The 19,207-nt window shown below is 65.8% G+C and carries 19 protein-coding genes and 1 pseudogene; 9 read left to right on the forward strand and 11 right to left on the reverse strand.

The window, feature by feature from the left end; genetic code table 11:
* From CO669_RS36490 to CO669_RS30780, 4 genes and pseudogenes are all read left to right on the forward strand, one after another.
* Positions 1–97: pseudogene (locus CO669_RS36490) on the forward strand (chemotaxis protein CheW); the annotation flags it as partial.
* Between the two features lie 72 nt (positions 98–169).
* Positions 170–535 (forward strand): response regulator, encoded by a 366-nt coding sequence (locus tag CO669_RS30770; protein WP_007600538.1) that lies wholly within the window; start codon positions 170–172, stop codon positions 533–535.
* A 78-nt stretch (positions 536–613) separates the two neighbouring features.
* Entirely contained in the window at positions 614–1,804 is a 1,191-nt protein-coding gene (locus tag CO669_RS30775; protein WP_097665701.1) for a protein-glutamate methylesterase/protein-glutamine glutaminase, read from the forward strand.
* Complete coding sequence (locus CO669_RS30780; RefSeq protein WP_097665703.1) at positions 1,801–2,673, forward strand: CheR family methyltransferase; 873 nt, start codon at positions 1,801–1,803, stop codon at positions 2,671–2,673. The genes CO669_RS30775 and CO669_RS30780 overlap by 4 nt, the downstream gene beginning before the upstream one ends.
* A 54-nt stretch (positions 2,674–2,727) precedes the next feature.
* Here CO669_RS30780 and CO669_RS30785 read toward each other — a convergent pair whose 3' ends face one another.
* From CO669_RS30785 to ctrA, 4 genes are all read right to left on the reverse strand, one after another.
* Entirely contained in the window at positions 2,728–3,888 is a 1,161-nt protein-coding gene (locus CO669_RS30785; protein ID WP_097665705.1) for a glutathionylspermidine synthase family protein, read from the reverse strand.
* 85 nt (positions 3,889–3,973) lie between these two features.
* On the reverse strand, positions 3,974–4,369 hold the full coding sequence (locus CO669_RS30790; RefSeq protein ID WP_097665707.1) for a hypothetical protein: 396 nt from the start codon (positions 4,367–4,369) through the stop codon (positions 3,974–3,976).
* 17 nt (positions 4,370–4,386) lie between these two features.
* Complete coding sequence (locus CO669_RS30795) at positions 4,387–4,791, reverse strand: DUF350 domain-containing protein (RefSeq protein WP_097665869.1); 405 nt, start codon at positions 4,789–4,791, stop codon at positions 4,387–4,389.
* A 167-nt stretch (positions 4,792–4,958) separates the two neighbouring features.
* Positions 4,959–5,660, reverse strand: coding sequence for a response regulator transcription factor CtrA (ctrA, locus tag CO669_RS30800; protein WP_016848562.1), 702 nt, complete (start codon positions 5,658–5,660; stop codon positions 4,959–4,961).
* Between the two features lie 451 nt (positions 5,661–6,111).
* On the opposite strand from ctrA, the gene fliI reads away from it, so the two are divergent.
* From fliI to CO669_RS30825, 5 genes are all read left to right on the forward strand, one after another.
* Positions 6,112–7,437 (forward strand): flagellar protein export ATPase FliI, encoded by a 1,326-nt coding sequence (gene fliI, locus CO669_RS30805; RefSeq protein ID WP_097665709.1) that lies wholly within the window; start codon positions 6,112–6,114, stop codon positions 7,435–7,437.
* Positions 7,438–7,558: 121 nt separating this feature from the next.
* Entirely contained in the window at positions 7,559–7,978 is a 420-nt protein-coding gene (fliJ, locus tag CO669_RS30810; protein ID WP_011084990.1) for a flagellar export protein FliJ, read from the forward strand.
* A 181-nt stretch (positions 7,979–8,159) separates the two neighbouring features.
* Complete coding sequence (locus CO669_RS30815; protein WP_097665711.1) at positions 8,160–8,705, forward strand: sigma-70 family RNA polymerase sigma factor; 546 nt, start codon at positions 8,160–8,162, stop codon at positions 8,703–8,705.
* Positions 8,706–8,741: 36 nt separating this feature from the next.
* Positions 8,742–9,791 carry an anti-sigma factor gene (locus CO669_RS30820; RefSeq protein ID WP_097665713.1) on the forward strand — a complete coding sequence of 350 codons (1,050 nt, stop codon included), beginning with the start codon at positions 8,742–8,744 and terminating at the stop codon, positions 9,789–9,791.
* 273 nt (positions 9,792–10,064) lie between these two features.
* Entirely contained in the window at positions 10,065–11,024 is a 960-nt protein-coding gene (locus CO669_RS30825; protein WP_097665715.1) for a helix-turn-helix transcriptional regulator, read from the forward strand.
* Between the two features lie 1,293 nt (positions 11,025–12,317).
* Here the strand turns inward: CO669_RS30825 and CO669_RS30835 are convergent.
* The 7 genes from CO669_RS30835 to CO669_RS30865 all read right to left on the reverse strand — a co-directional run bounded on the left by CO669_RS30835 (position 12,318) and on the right by CO669_RS30865 (position 19,156).
* Positions 12,318–12,518, reverse strand: a complete 201-nt coding sequence (locus tag CO669_RS30835; RefSeq protein ID WP_097665717.1) for a hypothetical protein — start codon at positions 12,516–12,518, stop codon at positions 12,318–12,320.
* Positions 12,519–12,812: 294 nt separating this feature from the next.
* Entirely contained in the window at positions 12,813–14,954 is a 2,142-nt protein-coding gene (gene flhA / locus CO669_RS30840) for a flagellar biosynthesis protein FlhA (RefSeq protein ID WP_198964345.1), read from the reverse strand.
* A gap of 331 nt (positions 14,955–15,285) precedes the next feature.
* Positions 15,286–15,591, reverse strand: a complete 306-nt coding sequence (locus CO669_RS30845) for a copper-binding protein (protein WP_097665721.1) — start codon at positions 15,589–15,591, stop codon at positions 15,286–15,288.
* A 16-nt stretch (positions 15,592–15,607) separates the two neighbouring features.
* On the reverse strand, positions 15,608–16,084 hold the full coding sequence (locus CO669_RS30850) for a cupredoxin domain-containing protein (RefSeq protein WP_502694535.1): 477 nt from the start codon (positions 16,082–16,084) through the stop codon (positions 15,608–15,610).
* Positions 16,085–16,092: 8 nt separating this feature from the next.
* On the reverse strand, positions 16,093–17,424 hold the full coding sequence (locus CO669_RS30855; RefSeq protein ID WP_097665871.1) for a multicopper oxidase family protein: 1,332 nt from the start codon (positions 17,422–17,424) through the stop codon (positions 16,093–16,095).
* A gap of 13 nt (positions 17,425–17,437) precedes the next feature.
* A complete protein-coding gene (locus CO669_RS30860) occupies positions 17,438–18,862 on the reverse strand; it encodes a TolC family protein (RefSeq protein WP_097665725.1) in 1,425 nt (474 codons plus the stop codon).
* A gap of 9 nt (positions 18,863–18,871) precedes the next feature.
* Positions 18,872–19,156: a hypothetical protein gene (locus CO669_RS30865; RefSeq protein ID WP_097665727.1), complete on the reverse strand. Its 285-nt coding sequence runs from the start codon at positions 19,154–19,156 to the stop codon at positions 18,872–18,874.
* Positions 19,157–19,207 lie beyond the last annotated feature (51 nt).

Below are 19,207 nucleotides of genomic sequence, written 5' to 3' on the forward strand. Positions count from 1 at the left end.
GCTCGCCGGCGGCGTCCATCGCCTCGACGGTCAGCTCATGGTCGTCCTCGACGTCGATCGCGTGCTCGAGCTCGCGCCCGAGATGATGGCGGCCTGATACGGCGGTCTCGCCGCCGACGTGCCAGTAATTGGAAGTGCCCCCGCAAAGGGGGAGGAAGCAGAGGTTCACATGCGAACTTGTCTCGTCGTTGATGATTCCAGCGTCATCCGCAAGGTTGCGCGCCGGATTCTGGAGGGCCTCGACTTCCAGATCCTCGAAGCCGAGGACGGTGAGAAGGCGCTGGAAGCCTGCAAGCGCGGCTTGCCCGACGCGGTGCTGCTCGACTGGAACATGCCCGTGATGGACGGCTACGAGTTCCTCGGCCATCTCAGGCGGATGCCCGGCGGCGACCAGCCCAAGGTGGTGTTCTGCACCACCGAGAACGACGTCGCGCATATCGCGCGCGCGCTGCATGCCGGTGCCAACGAATACATCATGAAGCCGTTCGACAAGGACATCGTGACGGCGAAATTCCAGGAAGTCGGCCTTATCTGAGCGACCGGCCGGAGGAGGCCTCACGGATCCTTCGGCGCCCGTTTTCAACTGTCCTCTTTCAGTCTGAGTTGGTGAGTAATGAGTGTTGCGTTCGCAGGGAATTCGACCACAGGCTCGTCGCGCGAAGCCGGGCCGCTGCGTGTGATGATCGTCGACGACTCCGTCGTCATCCGCGGTCTGATCTCGCGCTGGGTCGGCGCCGAACACGACATGGAGGTCGCAGCTTCGCTGCGGACCGGGCTCGAGGCGGTCAACCAGCTCGAACGCATCAACCCCGATGTCGCCGTGCTCGACATCGAAATGCCCGAGCTCGACGGCATCTCGGCGCTGCCGCAGCTGCTGGCGAAGAAGCGTGATCTCGTCATCATCATGGCTTCGACGCTGACCCGCCGCAACGCGGAGATCAGCTTCAAGGCGCTGTCGCTCGGCGCCGCCGACTACATCCCGAAGCCGGAATCGACGCGCGAGGCGTCGGCCGCCGACATCTTTCACCACGACCTGATCCAGAAGATCCGTCATCTCGGCGCGCGGCTGCGACGCAAGCCCGCGGTTGCGAGCCCGCCGCTGGCGCCCGCAACGCCGGCTCCGGCCCCGCGCGGTCCCGTGGCGCGGCCCGCCGCGCCCGCGCCGGCCTCGCAGGTCCCGTCGTCGGGATCGCTGGTCACGCGTCCGTTCTCCAGCCAGGCTCCCAAGGTTCTGCTGATCGGCTCCTCGACCGGCGGCCCGCAGGCGCTGATGGCGCTCGTCACCGAACTCGGTTCGGTGATCGATCGCTTCCCGGTGCTGATCACCCAGCACATGCCGCCGACCTTCACGACCATCCTTGCCGAGCATCTGGCGCGCTCGAGCCGCAAGCCGGCAGCCGAGGCGGTCGACGGTGAGCCGGTGAAACCGGGACGGATCTATCTGGCGCCCGGCGGCAAGCACATGCGCGTCGCACGCAACGGCGCGGACACCGTGATCGCACTCGACGACGGCCCCGCCGTCAATTTCTGCAAGCCCGCGGTCGATCCGCTCTTCACCTCCGCCATCGACATCTGGCACGGCAACATCCTCTCCGTGATCCTGACGGGCATGGGCTCGGACGGCATGCGCGGCGGCAAGGACATCGTCGCCGCCGGCGGCAGCGTGATCGCGCAGGACGAGGCCTCCAGCGTGGTCTGGGGCATGCCGGGCGCGGCGGCCAATGCCGGCATCTGCGCGGCGATCCTGCCGCTCAACCAGATCGGCGCCAAGGTCAACCGCCTGTTCGCGGGAGACCGCTCGTGACGCCCACCGATTACGATTATCTGCGCAAGTTCCTGAAAGAGCGCTCCGGCCTCGATCTGTCGCCCGACAAGCAGTATCTCGTCGAGAGCAGGCTGCTGCCGCTGGCGCGCAAGGCAAGCCTTCCCGGCATTCCCGATCTCGTGCTGAAGATCAGGAACGGCGACGGCCGGCTTGCGACCGACGTGGTCGAAGCGATGACCACCAACGAGACCTTCTTCTACCGCGACAAGATCCCGTTCGATCATCTGCGCGACACCATCCTGCCGGGCCTGATCCAGGCGCGCGCGGCACGCAAGAGCCTGCGCATCTGGTCGGCGGCGTCGTCGACGGGGCAGGAGCCTTATTCGATCGCGATGTGCGTGAAGGAGATGGGCGCGGCGCTCGCCGGCTGGCGCATCGAGATCGTCGCCACCGATCTGTCGCAGGAGGTGCTGGAGAAATCCAAGGCCGGCGTCTACAGCCAGTTCGAGGTGCAGCGCGGCCTGCCGATCCAGCACCTGATGAAGTATTTCACGCAAGTTGGCGAGCTCTGGCAGCTCAATGCCGACATCCGCGCCATGGTGCAGTTCCGCCAGCTCAACCTGCTGCAGGACTTCTCCCATCTCGGCACATTCGACGTGATCTTCTGCCGCAACGTGCTGATCTATTTCGACCAGGACACCAAGGCGGTGATCTTCGAGCGGATGGCGAAGACGATGGAGGCCGACGGCACCCTGCTGCTCGGCGCCGCCGAATCCGTCGTCGGCATCACCGATGTGTTCCGTCCCATCACCGAGCGTCGCGGCCTCTACCAGCTCAACCCCGCGCGCTCCGGCCGTCCCATGGGCGGGCTGATGCCGCAGCCGCTGAAGATCGCCGCGGCGAAGTGATGTCATCGTCATTCCGGGGCCGCGCGCAAGCGCGGAGCCCGGAACGACGGGACCTCACAAAATCGCATGCGGCAGGAAGCGCGAGTGATTGCCCGTGATCGGGCTCTCGTCCTCGCGGATCGACAATCCGCACGGCTCGTGGTTCACCAGCCAGCTTCCGATCACCGGATAGAAGCCCGAGAAATTCGGCAGCGGTGCCAGCGCCTGCCGCACGAAGCCCTCTGCGCCGTAGGGGCCCGTCTGCGCGTCGAGGGCCATGCCACCCGACACGATCGTGACGTTGGCGCCTTCCCGCGACAGCAGCGGCTTGCGCACATAGGACGTGCCGAGCTCGGCGGCGCGCGGATCGTCCTCGAAGAAGGCCGGCAGCAGATTGGGGTGGTTCGGAAACATCTCCCAGAGCAGCGGCAGGATGCCCTTGTTGGAGAGCACCGCCTTCCACGGCGGCTCGATCCAGTGCGTCGGGGCGTCCTTGAGCTTTGCGCCGAAGGCGTCCTGGAACATCCATTCCCAGGGATAGAGCTTGAAGGCGAGCGCAATGTCTGTCTCGTCGAGATCGACGAAGCCGCCGCCCTCGTCGCGCCAGCCGACCTGCTCGATGTCGAGCAGCCCCGTCGAGAGCCCGGCCTGCCGCGCGGTGTCCTCGAGATAGGCGAGCGTGCCGGCATCCTCGGCGTTGTCGAGGGTGCCGGCGAGGTGGACGTGGCGGCCGGCTGCAATCTCCTTCCACGCCGCGATCAACCGCTCGTGGATGGAGTTGAACTGATCGGCGCGCGCGGGGATGACGCGGCGTTCGATCGCCTGCTCGAGCCAGGTCCATTGAAACACCGCGGCCTCGAAGATCGAGGTCGGGGTATCAGCATTGTATTCGAGCAGCTTGGCCGGCGATTTGCCGTCGTACTTCAGATCGAGCCGGCCGTAGAGGCTGCGGTCGTCGCGCTGCCAGCTCTCGACGATCAGGCTCCAGAACGCTTCCGGGATCTGCAGGCGCCGCAGGTGCCGCTCGTCGCCGATGACGCGGCCGGCGAGCTCCAGGCACATCGCCTCGATCTCGCCGGTCGGCGTCTCGATGCCGCGCTCGATCTCGTCGAGCGTGAAGCCGTAGTAGGCGCGCTCGTCCCAATAGCGTTCGCCGTCGATGGTGTGGAAGACGAAGCCGCACTGCGCCGCGGTCTCTCGCCAGTCGTCGCGCTCCAGGCAGGTGATGCGCTGCATGCTATCTCCTGCGCATGATCTCCGCGCAAACGCGTTTCGCGTTTGTCGCGAGGGAAAACCGGTGACCACTTTTCCGGATCATGCGCTAGCCGCCGCCCGAAAAACCGTGGCCGAACGAGCCGAAGCCGCCGCGGCTCACGCTGCTGTGGCCGGAGTCGGACGACGAGGTTCCCGAAGAAGAATGGCTCGATGAATCGCTGCTGAAGAAGCTCGATCGCGACGACCAGCGCGAGCTGCTGCCGCCCGACGAGCTGCTGCTTGTGCAGGTCGTGGTCGTCTGCCCCGGCACGGCGCCGGGCGTGGGCTCGCAAGTCTGCCGCGGCATCAAGGTGTAGGCGGTGGTGCCGACCGCGAGCGTGCCCATCACCAGCAGCGCGACGTGGCCCGAGCGCTTCACCGGCTCCCGCGGCGGCAGCGGCAGGTCCGCCGGCAGGCGTGGCCGGCGCTTGCCGAACTGCTTGCTGGGAGGATTGTCGGCCATGTCACTTCGCTATCATCTCAGTAGATCATGCAGGCGGCGTTGAGGAGGCCGGCGGCGAGCGAGGACAGGCCGAGCCAGATCGCCGGGGCCAGCTCGCCGGCGGCAATCCGCGCCGACAGGTTCGGCACCGGTACCCTCACCAGGAACAGCACGATGATCTGCACGATCAGCGCGATGATCGCCCAGATCATGCAATCCAGCACATTGGCCGAATGCGCGATGGCGCTGACCAGCGGCGCCACGAAGCCGAGCAGGCTGAGGCCGAGCGCGATCGCCGCGGCCGGCTCGTTGTCGCGGATCAGCTGGAATTCGTTATGCGGGGTGATGCGGGTATAGACCAGCAGATAGGCCACGATCGCGATCAGCCCGGTGCAGAAATAGACCAGGAAGGCGGGCAGGCCGGCCAGTGATTGCAGGATCATCGTTCCCCCATCGTGCAGCGACCATTCGTCGGCGGGGGAAGCATAGCGGTTCAAAGCTCAAGCGCGAGATGAAGCATCCCCGCAAAAACAAAACCCCGCCATTTGCGGCGGGGTCCAGGCTGGGAGGAGCGAGCCCGAAGGGGGCTCGCGACGTAAACGGAAGAAGATCAGGCGGGGATGCGCTCGTCGGCCTCGTGCGGCTCGCGCAGCACGTAGCCGCGGCCCCACACGGTCTCGATGAAGTTGCGTCCCTCGGAAGCGTTGGCGAGCTTCTTGCGGAGCTTGCAGATGAAGACGTCGATGATCTTCAGCTCGGGCTCGTCCATGCCGCCATAGAGGTGGTTGAGGAACATTTCCTTGGTCAGGGTCGTACCCTTGCGGAGCGAGAGCAGCTCCAGCATCTGGTACTCCTTGCCGGTCAGGTGCACGCGCTGGCCGCCGACTTCCACCGTCTTGGTGTCGAGGTTGACGACGAGGTCGCCGGTCTGGATGACCGACTGGGCGTGACCCTTGGAGCGGCGCACGATCGCGTGGATGCGGGCAACCAGCTCGTCCTTATGGAAGGGTTTGGTCATGTAGTCGTCGGCGCCGACGCCGAGACCCTTGACCTTGTCCTCGATGCCGGCGAGGCCGGAGAGGATCAGGATCGGTGTCTTGATCTTGGAAACCCGAAGCTGCTTGAGCACGTCGTAGCCGGACATGTCGGGCAGGTTGAGGTCGAGAAGGATAATGTCGTAATCGTATAATTTACCGAGATCGACGCCTTCTTCCCCCAAATCGGTCGTGTAGACGTTGAAGCTCTCAGACTTCAACATCAGCTCGATCGACTGCGCGACGGCGCTGTCATCTTCAATCAGCAAAACGCGCATGCCAGTTCCCCATAGTCGCCGCTCCTGGGCGTCAGGTCGGCCGCATTCGCGGCACTCAACAAAACGCCTTTGAACAACTGATTCGGATCCTGACAACAGATGGTTAACAAATCCTGATTCTGGAACGCAAGTCCCCCCGGTGCAATTTTTGTCGAATCGCCCTAAGGTCTTGCGCGTGAAGCAGCTTTCGTCACCCAACTCCGTTCAAGTTCCACTTTAAGAGACGGGCCTAACCGACTCCCGTGACTCAGCCTTCTTCTGAAGGGGAGTCACGCTCAGTCACAAAGACAGTGACGCAATGATTAATGATGCGGGTAAACACGAAGTTAAGCTCCGTTCAGAAATATGGCGAAACTTAAGGTTTTCACCGTGAAGTCCCGGGGATCGCTGGCGCGACCACCATCTTATATGAAGGCCCTCATATGAAGGCGCTCCTGATGAAGGCCCCCCGATGAAGGCGCTGGCCGAACAGATCGGCGATATCGACGGCGTCAACATCTATGGCCGCGTGGTCGGCGTTCGCGGCCTGATGGTCGAGGTGGCAGGACCCATTCACGCGATGTCGGTCGGCGCGCGGCTGGTGATCGAGACCGGCGCCAACCGTTCGATTCCCTGCGAGGTGATCGGCTTCTCCGGCAACAACGCCGTCGTGATGCCGTTCGCCGGCCTCGACGGCGTGCGCCGCGGCTGCAAGGCCGTGATCGCCAATGCCGCCAATCTCGTGCGGCCCTCGTCCGCCTGGCTTGGCCGCGTCGTCAATGCGCTGGGCGAGCCGATCGACGGCAAGGGCCCGCTGCCGCAGGGCGCTTCGCCGATGCCGTTCCGCAATACGCCGCCGCCGGCACATTCGCGCAAGCGCGTCGGCGCCCCGCTCGATCTCGGCGTGCGCGCGATGAACACGTTCCTCACCTGCTGCCGCGGCCAGCGCATGGGCATCTTCGCAGGCTCCGGCGTCGGCAAATCGGTGCTGCTGTCGATGCTCGCGCGCAACGTCGATGCCGCCGTCAGCGTCATCGGGCTGATCGGCGAACGCGGCCGCGAGGTGCAGGAGTTCCTGCAGGACGATCTCGGCGAGGAGGGTCTGGCGCGCTCGGTCGTGGTGGTCGCGACCTCCGACGAGCCGGCGCTGATGCGCCGCCAGGCGGCGTATCTGACGCTCGCGGTCGCCGAATATTTTCGCGACGAAGGCCAGGACGTGCTCTGCCTGATGGATTCGGTGACGCGCTTTGCCATGGCCCAGCGCGAGATCGGCCTGTCCGCCGGCGAGCCGCCGACGGCCAAGGGCTACACGCCGACCGTCTTCACCGAGCTGCCGAAGCTGCTGGAGCGCGCCGGCCCGGGCCTGGGCGAGGGCGCCATCACCGCAATCTTCACGGTGCTGGTCGACGGCGACGACCACAACGAGCCGATTGCGGACGCCGTCCGCGGCATCCTCGATGGCCACATCGTGATGCAGCGCTCGATCGCCGAGCGCGGCCGCTATCCCGCCATCAACATCCTCAAATCCGTCTCCCGCACCATGCCGAAATCGGCCGATCCGCAGTTCTGGCCCGTGATCCAGAAGGCGCGGGCGGTGATGGCGACCTATGCCGACATGGAGGAATTGATCCGTCTGGGCGCCTATCGGGCCGGCTCCAGCCCGGAGGTGGACGAGGCGATCCGCCTGCACGAGCCGCTGGAGGCCTTCCTGCGCCAGCGCAAGGACGAAAATGCATCACTGGCCGACGGCTACCGCCAGTTGGCGCAAATCCTCGGCAATTTGGAAACGGAACGCTAACTTTGTCCCGTCATCATCCGACCCCACAGAGTAGCAGAGCCGGTCTGGGCCCCGATCGGGCCCGTGGGGTGACCGGTATCGTCCCACGTGCAGCGGGGGGACTTCTGGGGAGTACGAGTCGATGAAGTCACGAGATACCCTCATTCGCCTGAAGAAGTTTCAGGTCGACGAGAAGCGCCGCCGGGTCACCCAGATCGAGACCATGATCGCCGATTTCCAGCGCATGTCGGTCGATCTCGAACGCGAGATCCAGACCGAGCAGGAGCGCGCCGGGATCAACGATCCCTCGCACTTCGCCTATCCGACCTACGCCAAGGCGGCGATCCAGCGCCGCGAGAACCTGACCCGCTCGGCCGACGAGCTCAAGGGCCAGCTCGACGAAGCCAAGGCTGCGCTCGCCGAGGCCTTCGAGGAGCTGAAGAAGGTCGAGCTGCTCGACGAGCGCGACCAGGCCCGCGAGCGCGCCGAGGAGAACGCCCGCGAGCAGGCCGACCTCGACAGCATCGGCCTGATGCGCGCCCGCATCGGCGCCGTCGCCTGAGCGGTGCCGGCAGCCTGAATTTGCAGGAATCAGCAAAACCCGGACCGGCAAGGTCCGGGTTTTTGCATTTGCTATCCACAGCGTGGCGCCCCGCCCCTTGGTGAGGGGCTTTGCCGCGCGCTATGGTAGCGACGTGCTGGGGCCTGCGCGGAACGCGACGGCCCGCGTGTTGGGGGGCTGAATGCTGACGCCAGCAGAGCTGGTCGGGTTGATCGAGGCGGTGGCGAAGGGCGATCAGGCCGCGTTCGAGCGCCTCTACGCCGCCACGCGCGCGAAACTCTATGGCGTCGTGCTCCGTATCTTGCGCCGACAGGATCTCGCAGAGGAGGTCATCCAGGAGACCTACGTCAAGATCTGGAACGGTGCCGGCGGGTTCAATCCGGCGCTGTCCTCGCCGATCACGTGGATGGCCTCGATTGCGCGCAACCGCGCGATCGACATCGTGCGCAAGAAGTCGGAGGTCTCGATCGAGGAAGAGCCTCAGGCGATGGAGGTGGCGGCCGACAGCCCCGACCCGCTGGCGCGCCGGGAGATGACCGAAGAGTTGAAGCGGCTGCTCGAATGCGTCGGCCGGCTCGAGCCGGACCGTCAGCGGCTCGTGCTTCTCGCCTATTACAACGGCTGGAGCCGCGAGCAATTGGCGGAGAAGTTTTCAGCGCCCGTCAACACGGTGAAGACGTGGCTCCGGCGCAGCATGTTGGAGATCCGGGAGTGCCTCGGACTATGAGGGTTCTACTGTGAGGGTGGTTCTGGACCGCAATTGATGGCCTATTCGGAGGACCATATCGCGCTCGCCGCGGAATACGCGCTCGGTACGCTGGATGCCGACGAGCGCGCGCAGGTCGAGACCATGATGGCGGTGGACGAGGCGTTCGCCGCGATCGTGCAGGCCTGGGCCTTCCGGCTCGGCGCGCTCAACCAGATGGTCGGCTCGGTCGAGCCGCGCCCGATCGTGTGGGAGAACATCAGGTCCGAGATCGCGCGCACGGCCCTTGCCCAGCAGCCGCCCGGTCTGGCCGACGTCGGACCGCCGCCAATCCCGCCCGTCGAAGCCGCGCCGCCGCAAGCGCCGCTGGAGCAGGTGACGCAACCGGAGCCGCAGCCTCTCGAAGCAGGGCGGCCCGGGCCGGTGCGCTCCGAATCCGATGCGATTGCCGACATCGCGCCGGTGTTCATGCCGCAGGTCCATGCGCCGGATCCCGAGGTCGTCCGGGCGCCGCAGGTGGCCATCGCCGACGACACCAACGTGATCCGTCTCGAGAGCCGCGTGAAGCGCTGGCGCTCCGTCGCGTCCGCGGCCGGCGCGCTCGCGGCCGCGCTGCTGGTGACGCTGTCGCTTCAGATCTTCCTGCCCGACGCGCTGCCGGGGGCCTTGCGTCCCGCGCCGCGCATCCAGACGGTGGAAGTGAAGATTCCGGCCGCGCCGCTCGCTGCCGCGGCGCAATATGTCGCGCTGCTGCAAGGCCAGGCCGGCGGGCCCGCTTTCATCCTCACCGTCGACGGTGCAACCAAGAACTTCACCGTGCGCAAGGTCGGCGCGACGCCGGAGGCCGGCAAGAGTTTCGAGCTCTGGCTGATCTCCGACAAGCTGCCGCGTCCCCGCTCGCTCGGCGTGATCGGCGCCAGTGATTTCACCGCGCGTCCGCTGCTCGCCGGCTACGATGCCGACGTCGTCAACGGCGCGACCTACGCCGTCACCGTCGAGCAGGCCGGCGGCTCGCCTGACGGCCGGCCGACCTCGGCTCCGGTATTTTCGGGCAAGCTGATCGAGACGGTGCCGCCGTCCGAGCCGCAGGCGCCGGCGAAGAAGTAGGGCCGTAGCCCGGATGGAGCCAACGGGTCGGCGCGAAGCGCCGCCCGATGACAGGCTCCGCGCAATCCGGGACCACCGTCCCCGCATTCCGCTCCGCTCCATGCGGGCTACAAGACCCCGCCCTGTCGCCACGGTCCGTTCCGCCGTCGCATCCCGACAAATCCTCCTGAATCGCCCCCCGATTTGAACCTCGCCGCAGTCCGTGGCGTCAAATTCCCGGAAATTGCAGTCGGCACCGCCGATCGCGGAGCCGAAAGAGGGGCTAGACATCAGATGGATGCAGCGAAAACGCCGGGCATCTTCGTTCACCAATATACGGGACTGCCGCAAGGTGCGGCGTTCGAGCATTGGCGCGAGCGGGCCTTGGGGGCCTGCGGCCTCGATATCGGGCCGAGCCGTGGCGACAGCATCGACTGCCGGCTCCAGATCAGCGTGGTCGACAACATCGCGCTCGCCATTCCGGAAGGCGCCTCCGCGCAATATTCCCGCAGCCAGAGCCACCTCGCCGACGGCAGTGACGATCTCGTGCTGATCGCGGCCCATGCGGGCCTCGTCCGGGTCGGGCAGAACGGTCATACCGTGGAGCTCGCGCCCGCGCAGATGGTGCTCGTCGACATGGGCATCACCGGCACCGTCGGCCACACCATTGAGGACCGCTTCACCACCATCCGCATGCCGCGTCGCGCGCTGCTGGAGATCAATCCGCGCGCCGAGGACAAGCTGTCGCAAGTGCTCAGCGACGGCGCGGTAGCCGAGACCATCTTCCGCTACCATGCGCTCGCCGCCAATCACGCGCCGCATCTCGACGCCGTCGGCCAGCGCCTGACCGCGCAGCACATGGTCGACCTCGTCGGCCTCCTGCTCGGCACCGATGCCGAGCACGCCAGCCTTGCCCGCGGCCGCGGCCACGCGGCGGCGCGTCTCGACCTCATGCGCGCCGACGTGATGGCGGCGCTTGGCCGCAACGATCTCTGCCTGTCCGAGGTCGCGACGCGCTCGGGCCTCAGCCCGCGCCAGGCGCAGCGCCTGTTCGAGCAGGCCGGCACCACCTTCACCGAATTCGTGCTCGAGCAGCGCCTGCTGCAGGCGCGAAAACTGCTCGGCGATCCCCGCGCCAGGACGCGCAAGATCAGCGACATCGCGCATTCCTCGGGCTTTTCCGACCTGTCCTATTTCAACCGCGCCTTCCGCAAGCGCTTTGGCGCGACGCCGTCGGAACTGCGCGAGGCGTAGGCCGCGATTCGTAGCCCGGTGAGCGCAGCGATACCCGTGACCGCTCGTGGTGAGGGCCCCGGACATCGCTGCCGCCCATCCGGGCTGCAAGACCAATTGCGCAAATCGACATCGCGTCGCCATTCCGGGGCGATGCGCAGCATCGAGCCCGGAATCCATCGGCCCGCATCACGCGCTGCCAAATGGATTCTCTGATGCGCAATTGCGCATCAAAGTTCGCGACGTCGTCGCGCCCCGGAATGACGAGGGGCGCCACAATCCCTTGCGTTGCCCGACGGGCAAAACACCCAATTGGTCGGTCAATCCGCGTGGTCGAAAATATTCCACTTTACCGAAATTCGGAAAGCGCGTATGTGTCGCCGCAACCCGGCCCAGGGAAGAGGGGCGTATCGCGATCGTCACGAACGCGGGCTGGGCGGCGGTGGACGCCGATGACATCGGCGCAAAGGATTTCGCAGGGCGGGCAACCGTGAGCGAAACACTTGGCGCCCACGACAGGTGCCATCAGCGTACGGCAAAATCGTGTGGTCCTGGCGCCCGGGGTCTGTGCGCCAAGTCTTGTGGTGATGTGGTTTGCTCAACCGGGCAAGCGCATCAGCCATCCGCAAGGCGACGGGGGCAATAGCGCAACGCTCCCCGGGGAGATCACGACATAAGCCGTCAAACCACTGCGCAGGGAAGGCCGGGATGTCCTGGCTACACCTGTATGCCGCTGTGCAGCTTCTCGTCACGCAGGATTCGCACAGTGGACCGCGGGTGCCAGCCGGCACCCGGTCTTCCCTGCGCCCTCTTTCAATGGAGGGTGAAGCGATCAAGCAAAGCTCGGGCGAGAGACGCCGCGGGGATGCGAAGGTGTGTCTCGGAGGCGTAGGATGGGTAGAGCACTTGCGAAACCCATCATGTTTCAACACAGGGGAGGCGTTGATGGGTTTCGCTGCGCTCTACCCATCCTACGAGCTGCGTCCAAATTCCGCTCTCGTGCCCCGGACGCAGCGCAGCGCTTCTTCAGCGATGCGCTGCAGAGCCGGGGCCCACGTGGCAGCAAATGCCGTGGCCTGCTGGGTCCCGGCTCAGCGCAGCAACGCGAAGGGCGTTGCAGCGCGTCCGGGTCACGAGAGCAGGAGAATGCCGCTTCCCGCGCATTCCGTCAGAACATACCCCAGACATGAGAAAGCGCCCGTGGGGGGCGGGCGCTTTCTGTAGTCGACTTGGGGTTGGGGTCGTCTACATATCCACGTGGCGACTTTGGGGGGCTGGTAAAGAGCCGCGTGAATTCCTGAAACTCATGTCTCCTTAGCGAACGAGGGACGCGTTCGAGCTGGTGATGGTAACCGGCTTGCCGGCCTTGAGGACGCGGGCGGTCTGGGTCAGGCCTTCGTCCGAACCCGTGCGTGCCGTGATGCCGAAGCCTGCCACCGTGATCCCTGCAACGAGGGCCACGACCACGATCTTCAAGTGGGTCGAGCGATCTGCGCTGTAAATCGAGTGGTTCATGGAAGGCTCCTGCCGCCATCTACCCGAAGTAGTCGCTACCCTGTTCGGGCAGGTTCATGCTTCCGGTGCCCAACAACCTAGTATTGGGGGGATTCGTTCCCAAGTGGCCATCACAAGAGCGTGACAGGACGTGAAAGATCGCGATCAAAAGCGACCGCTCATCGTAAATTTTGGCAATTATTTCAAAGTCGTAATGTGGGTGTCAGGCGCCTTATCGACAGGTGGTCCACAAGGCGCCAGGAACTCAAAAACCATTTGCCTGTGGCCGAAAAACACACGGCTTCTTAAGGCAAATCAGATGCTTCCGACCGTTTTGAGCCTCGCCCTGGGGTGGATCTCGGCCTGCGACAGCACGGTGGTCTGGGCCCGGAACCGCTCCACCAGGGAGCGCACGAAGGGACGAATTGCCGCAGAGGTGACCAGCACCGGCGCCTCGCCCTCGCGGGCGGCGCGCTCGAACGCCTCGCGCACGGCGGTCATGAACTCCGACAGTTTCGAGGGCTGCATCGCAAGACTGCGCTCCTCGCCCTGGCCGATGATGGATTCGGCGAAGGCCTGCTCCCATTTCGCCGACAGCGCGATCAGCGGCAGGTAGCCGGCATAGGAGGTGTTTTGCGCGCAGATCTGCCGCGCCAGGCGCGCGCGGACGTGCTCGACCATGGTGGCGGGATTGCGCGAGAAGGCGAGCGAGTCGGCGATGCCTTCGAGGATGGTCGAGAGGTCGCGGATCGAGATGCGCTCGGCGAGCAGCAGTTGCAGCACGCGCTGGATGCCGGAGACCGTGACCTGGCCGGGGACGATGTCCTTGACCAGCTCGCTCTGCTCCTTCGGCAGCTCCTTGAGCAGTTTCTGCACCTCGCCATAGGAGAGCAGGTCCGACATGTTGGCCTTGAGCAGCTCGGTGAGGTGGGTCGAGAGCACGGTCGCGGCGTCGACGACGGTGTAGCCCTTGAGCGAGGCTTCCTCCTTGAGGCTGGCGTCGACCCAGGTCGCGGGCAGGCCGAAGGTCGGCTCGGTGGTGTGGATGCCGGGGACCTGCACCTGGCTGCCGCCGGGGTCCATGACCATGAACTGGTTCGGCCAGATCTTGCCGGTGCCGGCGTCGACCTCCTTGATCTTGATGATGTAGGTGTTGGCCTCGAGCTGGACGTTGTCGAGGATGCGGACCGCCGGCATCACAAAACCCATCTCGATCGCGAGCGAACGGCGCAGCGCCTTGATCTGCTCGGTGAGGCGGTCGGTGCCGTCGGGGCCGTTGACCAGCGGCAGCAGGGCATAGCCGAGCTCGATCTTGAGGTCGTCGATCTTGAGCGCGGCCGAGATCGGCTCCTCGGCGGCCGCAGCGCCCGGCGCGCCGGGCTGACCTGCCGCGGGGGCGGCCTTGGCGGCTTCCTCGGCCTTGGCGGTGACGCGGTTGCGGTTGCGGGCGTTCCAGGCCAGCGCACCGGCGCCGGCGCCGAGCGCCAGGAACGGCAGGGTCGGAATGCCCGGCAGGGCCGCCAGCACCAGCATGACCGCGGAGGACATCGCCAGCGCCTGCGGATAGCCGGAGAACTGCTTCATCAGCGCCTTGTCGGCGGCGCCGGAGACGCCGGCCTTGGAGACGAGCAGGCCGGCCGCGGTCGAGACGATCAGCGCGGGCACCTGGGTGACGAGGCCGTCACCGACCGTCAGCAGCGTGTAGCTGCGCCCGGCGTCGGCAAAGGACAGGCCCTGCTGCGCCACGCCGATGATCATGCCGCCGACGACGTTGATGAAGACGATCAGGAGGCCGGCAATGGCATCGCCCCGGACGAATTTGGAGGCACCGTCCATGGCGCCGAAGAAGCCGCTCTCGTCCTCCAGCTCCTTGCGCCGGTGCTTGGCGACCGTCTCGTCGATCAGGCCGGCGGACAAGTCGGCGTCGATCGCCATCTGCTTGCCGGGCATGGCGTCGAGGTGGAAGCGGGCGGCGACTTCGGCGATGCGGCCCGAACCCTTGGTGATGACGACGAAATTGACGATGATCAGGATGGCGAAGACGATGATGCCGATGACGAAATTGCCGCCCATCACGAAGCTGCCGAAGGCCTCGATGACGTGACCGGCGGCCGCCGTGCCCTCGTGCCCGTGCGACAGGATCAGCCGGGTCGAGGCCATGTTGAGCGACAGGCGCAGCATGGTCGAGATCAGGAGGACGGTCGGGAAGGCGGAGAATTCCAGCGGCGTCTGGATGAACAGCGAGGTCATCAGGATCAGGATCGAGAGCGTGATCGAGATCGCCAGGAACAGGTCCAGCACGATCGCGGGCAGGGGCAGGATCAGCACCACGAGGATGGTGAGGATGCCCAGCGCCAGCGCGATGTCGCCGCGCTTGAGGATAGTGACGATCTCGTTGAGGGAGGGGATGCCCGGCCTTGCGCTGCCTACGCCCTGTCCTGCCGTGACGTCGACCATGGTAGCTGCCTCCCCGCGCGAACCCCGTCCGCGCGCCCCAAATGTCTGCGCGGCGGCCGAAGGGCCGCCGTTCCGAAAGTGAGGCACCGCACTGGCGTCCACGGGAGCTCCCGTTCTACGCGGCTGACGACACTCGACTTCACCCGGCAATTTTTGCCCGGTGTATGGTTAGCAAAGGGTTAACGGAGGGATGGGAAGAGGGGCGGACCGGGGTGTTTCGGGGGCAAGAACCGTCATTCCGGGGCGACGCGCAGCATCGAACCCGGAATCTCGAGATTCCGGGTTCGGCTCTTCGAGCCGCCCCGGAATGACAGGCAAGAGAAAGCCGCCCCTACTTCGCCTTGTCCATCCTGGTCACCGTATAGCCCGAGGCCGCCTCCTCGGCCTCGAAGGTGACCTTGTCGCCGACCTTCACCTGCTTGAGCATCGCGGGATCCTTGACGCGGTAGACCATGGTCATGGGCTCCTCCATGCCGAGGCTCTTGGCTGGGCCGTGCTTGAGCGTGATCTTGCCGGCGCCCTCGTCGATCTTTTTGACCTCGCCGCTGATCGCGGCAGCCCCGGCCGCCAGGGCTCCAGTGTTGGCGGTGCTCAACGTCAGCGTCAGCGCTGCGGCAATGCGGATGATGCGGTTCATGGGAGGCTCCTTGTCATTACTTGACGGTGACGTGGCCGACCATGCCGTAGTCGCGATGATCGGGGATGAGGCACGAGAATTCGAACGTGCCGGGCTTGCTGAACTTCCAGAGAATCTCGGCCGTCTTGTGTGGTGCGAGCCGCACGCCGTTGGGATCGTCATGCTCCATGTGCGGATGCTTTTTCATCTCCGCCGCATGGGCGAGATTCTCCTTAGGTGTGGCGAGCAGGAATTCGTGGTCCTCCTTGCCGACATTGCGCAGCACGAAGCGGATCTGCTCGCCGCGCTTCACCTCGATCTTCGACGGTGCGTAGTCCATCTCGTTGAGCAGGATCTCGATCGTGCGTGCCGGCTTGTTGGGATCGCCGGGCTCGCCGGCCGAAAAACTCGCGTGGGCGTGCTTGTCGTGCGCAAACGCCGGCGCGAGCGACAGCGCAGCCAGCGCGAGGCCGAGCTTGAAGGTCTTCATCGTCATCTCCAGTTGGTGGTTCATCGAAACGCTCACATCTTCATCTTGTGCATTGGCCTATCTGGCTCCCGCACCGGTGCCGCATCGGGCGCCTCGACCTCGTAGGCGACGGTTCCTTGCGGGAATTTGTAGGGGCCGGGATCGCGGTAGTCGTCGCGCGCGAGGTCCTCGCGGATCTTCATCACCGTGAACATGCCGCCCATCTCGATCGGGCCGAACTGGCCGGTGCCCGTCATCATCGGCAGCGTGTTGTCGGGCGCGGGCATCTCCATGTTGCCCATCGCCATGCCAGTGGAGCCCATCGCCATCGCGTCCGGCGCAAGCTTGCCGACGGCCTTGGCGAGATCCTTGCGCGACACGCCGATCAGGTTGCGGACGTCGTGTCCCATCGCATTCATGGTGTGATGCGATTTGTGGCAGTGGAACGCCCAGTCGCCGGGATTGTCGGCGAGCACGTCGAACACCCTGACGGCGCCGACCGGCACGTCGGTCGTCGTCTCCGGATATTGCGCGCTCTCGGGAATCCAGCCGCCGTCGGTGCAGGTCACCGCAAAGCTGTGGCCGTGCAGATGGATCGGGTGATTGGTCATGCTGAGATTGCCGATGCGCACGCGCACCCTGTCGCCGAGCCGCACGGCCAGGGGATCGATGCCCGGAAACACCCGCGCATTCCAGGTCCACATGTTGAAGTCGGTCATCTCGTTGACATGCGGCAGGTACGTGCCGGGATCGACGCGATAGGTGCTCATCACGAAGACGAAGTCGCGGTCGACGGGCCGGAAGGCGGGGTCGCGCGGATGCACGACGACCATGCCCATCATGCCCATCGCCATCTGCACCATCTCGTCGGAATGCGGGTGGTACATGAAGGTCCCGCTCTTCCTCATCTCGAACTCGTAGACGAAGGTCTTGCCGGGCTGGATGTGCGGCTGGGTCAGTCCGCCGACGCCGTCCATGCCGCTCGGGATGATCATGCCGTGCCAGTGCACGGTGGTGTATTCGGGCAGGCGGTTGGTGACGAAGACGCGGACCTTGTCGCCCTCGACGGCTTCGATGGTCGGGCCCGGCGACTGGCCGTTATAGCCCCACAGATTCACCTTCATGCCTTCGGCGAATTCGCGCACCACGGGCTCGGCGACGAGATGGAATTCCTTCCAGTCGCCATTCATGCGGAACGGCAGCGACCAGCCGTTCAGCGTCACGACGGGGCGATAGTCGGGGCCGCCGACGGGATGCAGCGGCGGCTGCATCACCACCTTGTCCATGTGCGGCGCTTCCGGAATCGACGCGGCCTGCACGCGGCCTTGAACCGCGGATGCGCCGACGAGCGCGGCGGTGCCCAAAAATCCTCGGCGGGAAAACATTGAGGTCTCCATGTCAGTGGCCGGCATCGGCAGGCGCTGCCGCGGCGATGGTGGTTGGCGCGTCGCCGTCGAAAGCAGCCGCGCCGCCGCCGTTGACGGCGGTCTGCAAGTCGGACTGGGCAAGAAAGAATCTTTGCCTGGCATCGATGGCGCCGCGCAGCGACGCCAGGCGCTGACGCGCCTCGGTCAGCAGCGCAAAGATGTCGACCTGCATGCTGGAGAAGCGCAGCTGCATCTCCTCGGTGATGATCTTGCGCAAGGGGATGATCTCGCGCTGATAATGGCTGGCGATGTCGTAAGTGGACCGGTACGTGCGGTAGGCATCGCGCGCCTCCGAACGCACGTTGACGGCGCGCTCGGTCAAGCGGTTGAAGGCGAGATTGTAGGTCTCGGCGGCCTGCCGCACGCGGACCTCGCCGCCGTCGAAGATCGGGATCTGGAACTGAACGTCAAAACCGCGTTCACGGAACGGCGCGCCTTCAGGATCCCTGGTGCGGCGGGAGATGCCGGCGAGATCGAGCAGGGTCACGAAGCGCGTCGCCTCGGTGAGGCTCAGCGATTTCGCCAGCGCATTCAGCTCGAGCCGCGCGATCTGCAGGTCGATGCGATGAGCGACCGCGTCGGTTTCGATCGAGGGCAGGGCCTGCGGCCGACGCGGCAGCGGCGGCAGTTGATTGGGCAGGCGGAAGTCGAGGCCGCCGTCCCAAAGCCCCATCAGGCGCGCGAGCCTTTCGCGCGCGCTCGTTGCGGTCTGGCGAGCGGTTGCGAGGTCCGCGGTGGTCTCGGCGTAGAACACCTGCTCGCGGGCCTGGTCGAGCTTGTTGATCGAACCGGTCTCGCCGAGCTTGACGGCGAGCTGTGCGGTCGATTCCGCCGTCGCCTTGGCGTCCGTCAGCAATGCCACCATCTCGTTGCCTGCGACGGCGCGCACATAGGCGCGGCGCACCTCGGTCGCGAGCCGCAGCGTCCCCAGCGCCGCGCGCAACTGCGCCTGGCGAAAACGTTCGCGGGCGATGTCGGAGCGGAACGGCAGGGTGGCGAGGGCGAGGATGTCGCCGACGACCTGGCGCTCGATCTCGCTGGCGCCATTGCCCGAGATTCGCGAGATCGAGAACACCGGATTGGGCGGCAGGCTCTGCTCGACCAGATCGGTTTCGGCCAATGCCAGCTCGTTATAGGCGGCTTGCAGCCCCTTGTTGTTGAGCAGTGCGATCTGGACGGCGGCGTCCACGCTGAGCGTCTTCGCCAGGAGCTGGCGCACGCGCGCGTCAACCGTGGCGGCGCCGTCGGCCGTCCGCACGAAGGCGACGTCCTTGTTGATGGTCTGGCTGGTCAGCTCGGAAACCCCGCTCATGCCGCTGTCGGGCGAGAACGCGGCGCAGCCTGAGAGGCTGAGCGCGGTGAGGACGAGCAGGCCTCGCGCAAGATGGCGGTTCATGGCGCGCTCCTACCGGTCTTGCTTTGGCCGTGGCGCGACGGCGTCGTTGCGGTCGCGCCATGGTGCCGGCGTCGCAGGCCGCAGGCTGCTGTAGGGCGCAATGGTCGAGCGATAGGAGGCCGGCGCGACCTTCGCCGCGGGATCGGCGGGATCCGCGCTGGCGATCTCGGTCGTTGCCGGCATGCAGCCGGCTAGCGCCAGCGCAAGTGCGCCCAGCAGCGGCCAATGGAATCGACAGTGTCGTCCGCGCACCGCGGATGCGGCGGCGAACTTCGCCCCGGAAAGCGTCAGCATGATTCATCCCTGATCTGGAGACCACAGGTTCGCGCGCGCAGAAGCGCGCAC

Source organism: Bradyrhizobium sp. Y36 (assembly GCF_002531575.1).
In the GTDB taxonomy this organism is placed as follows: domain Bacteria; phylum Pseudomonadota; class Alphaproteobacteria; order Rhizobiales; family Xanthobacteraceae; genus Bradyrhizobium.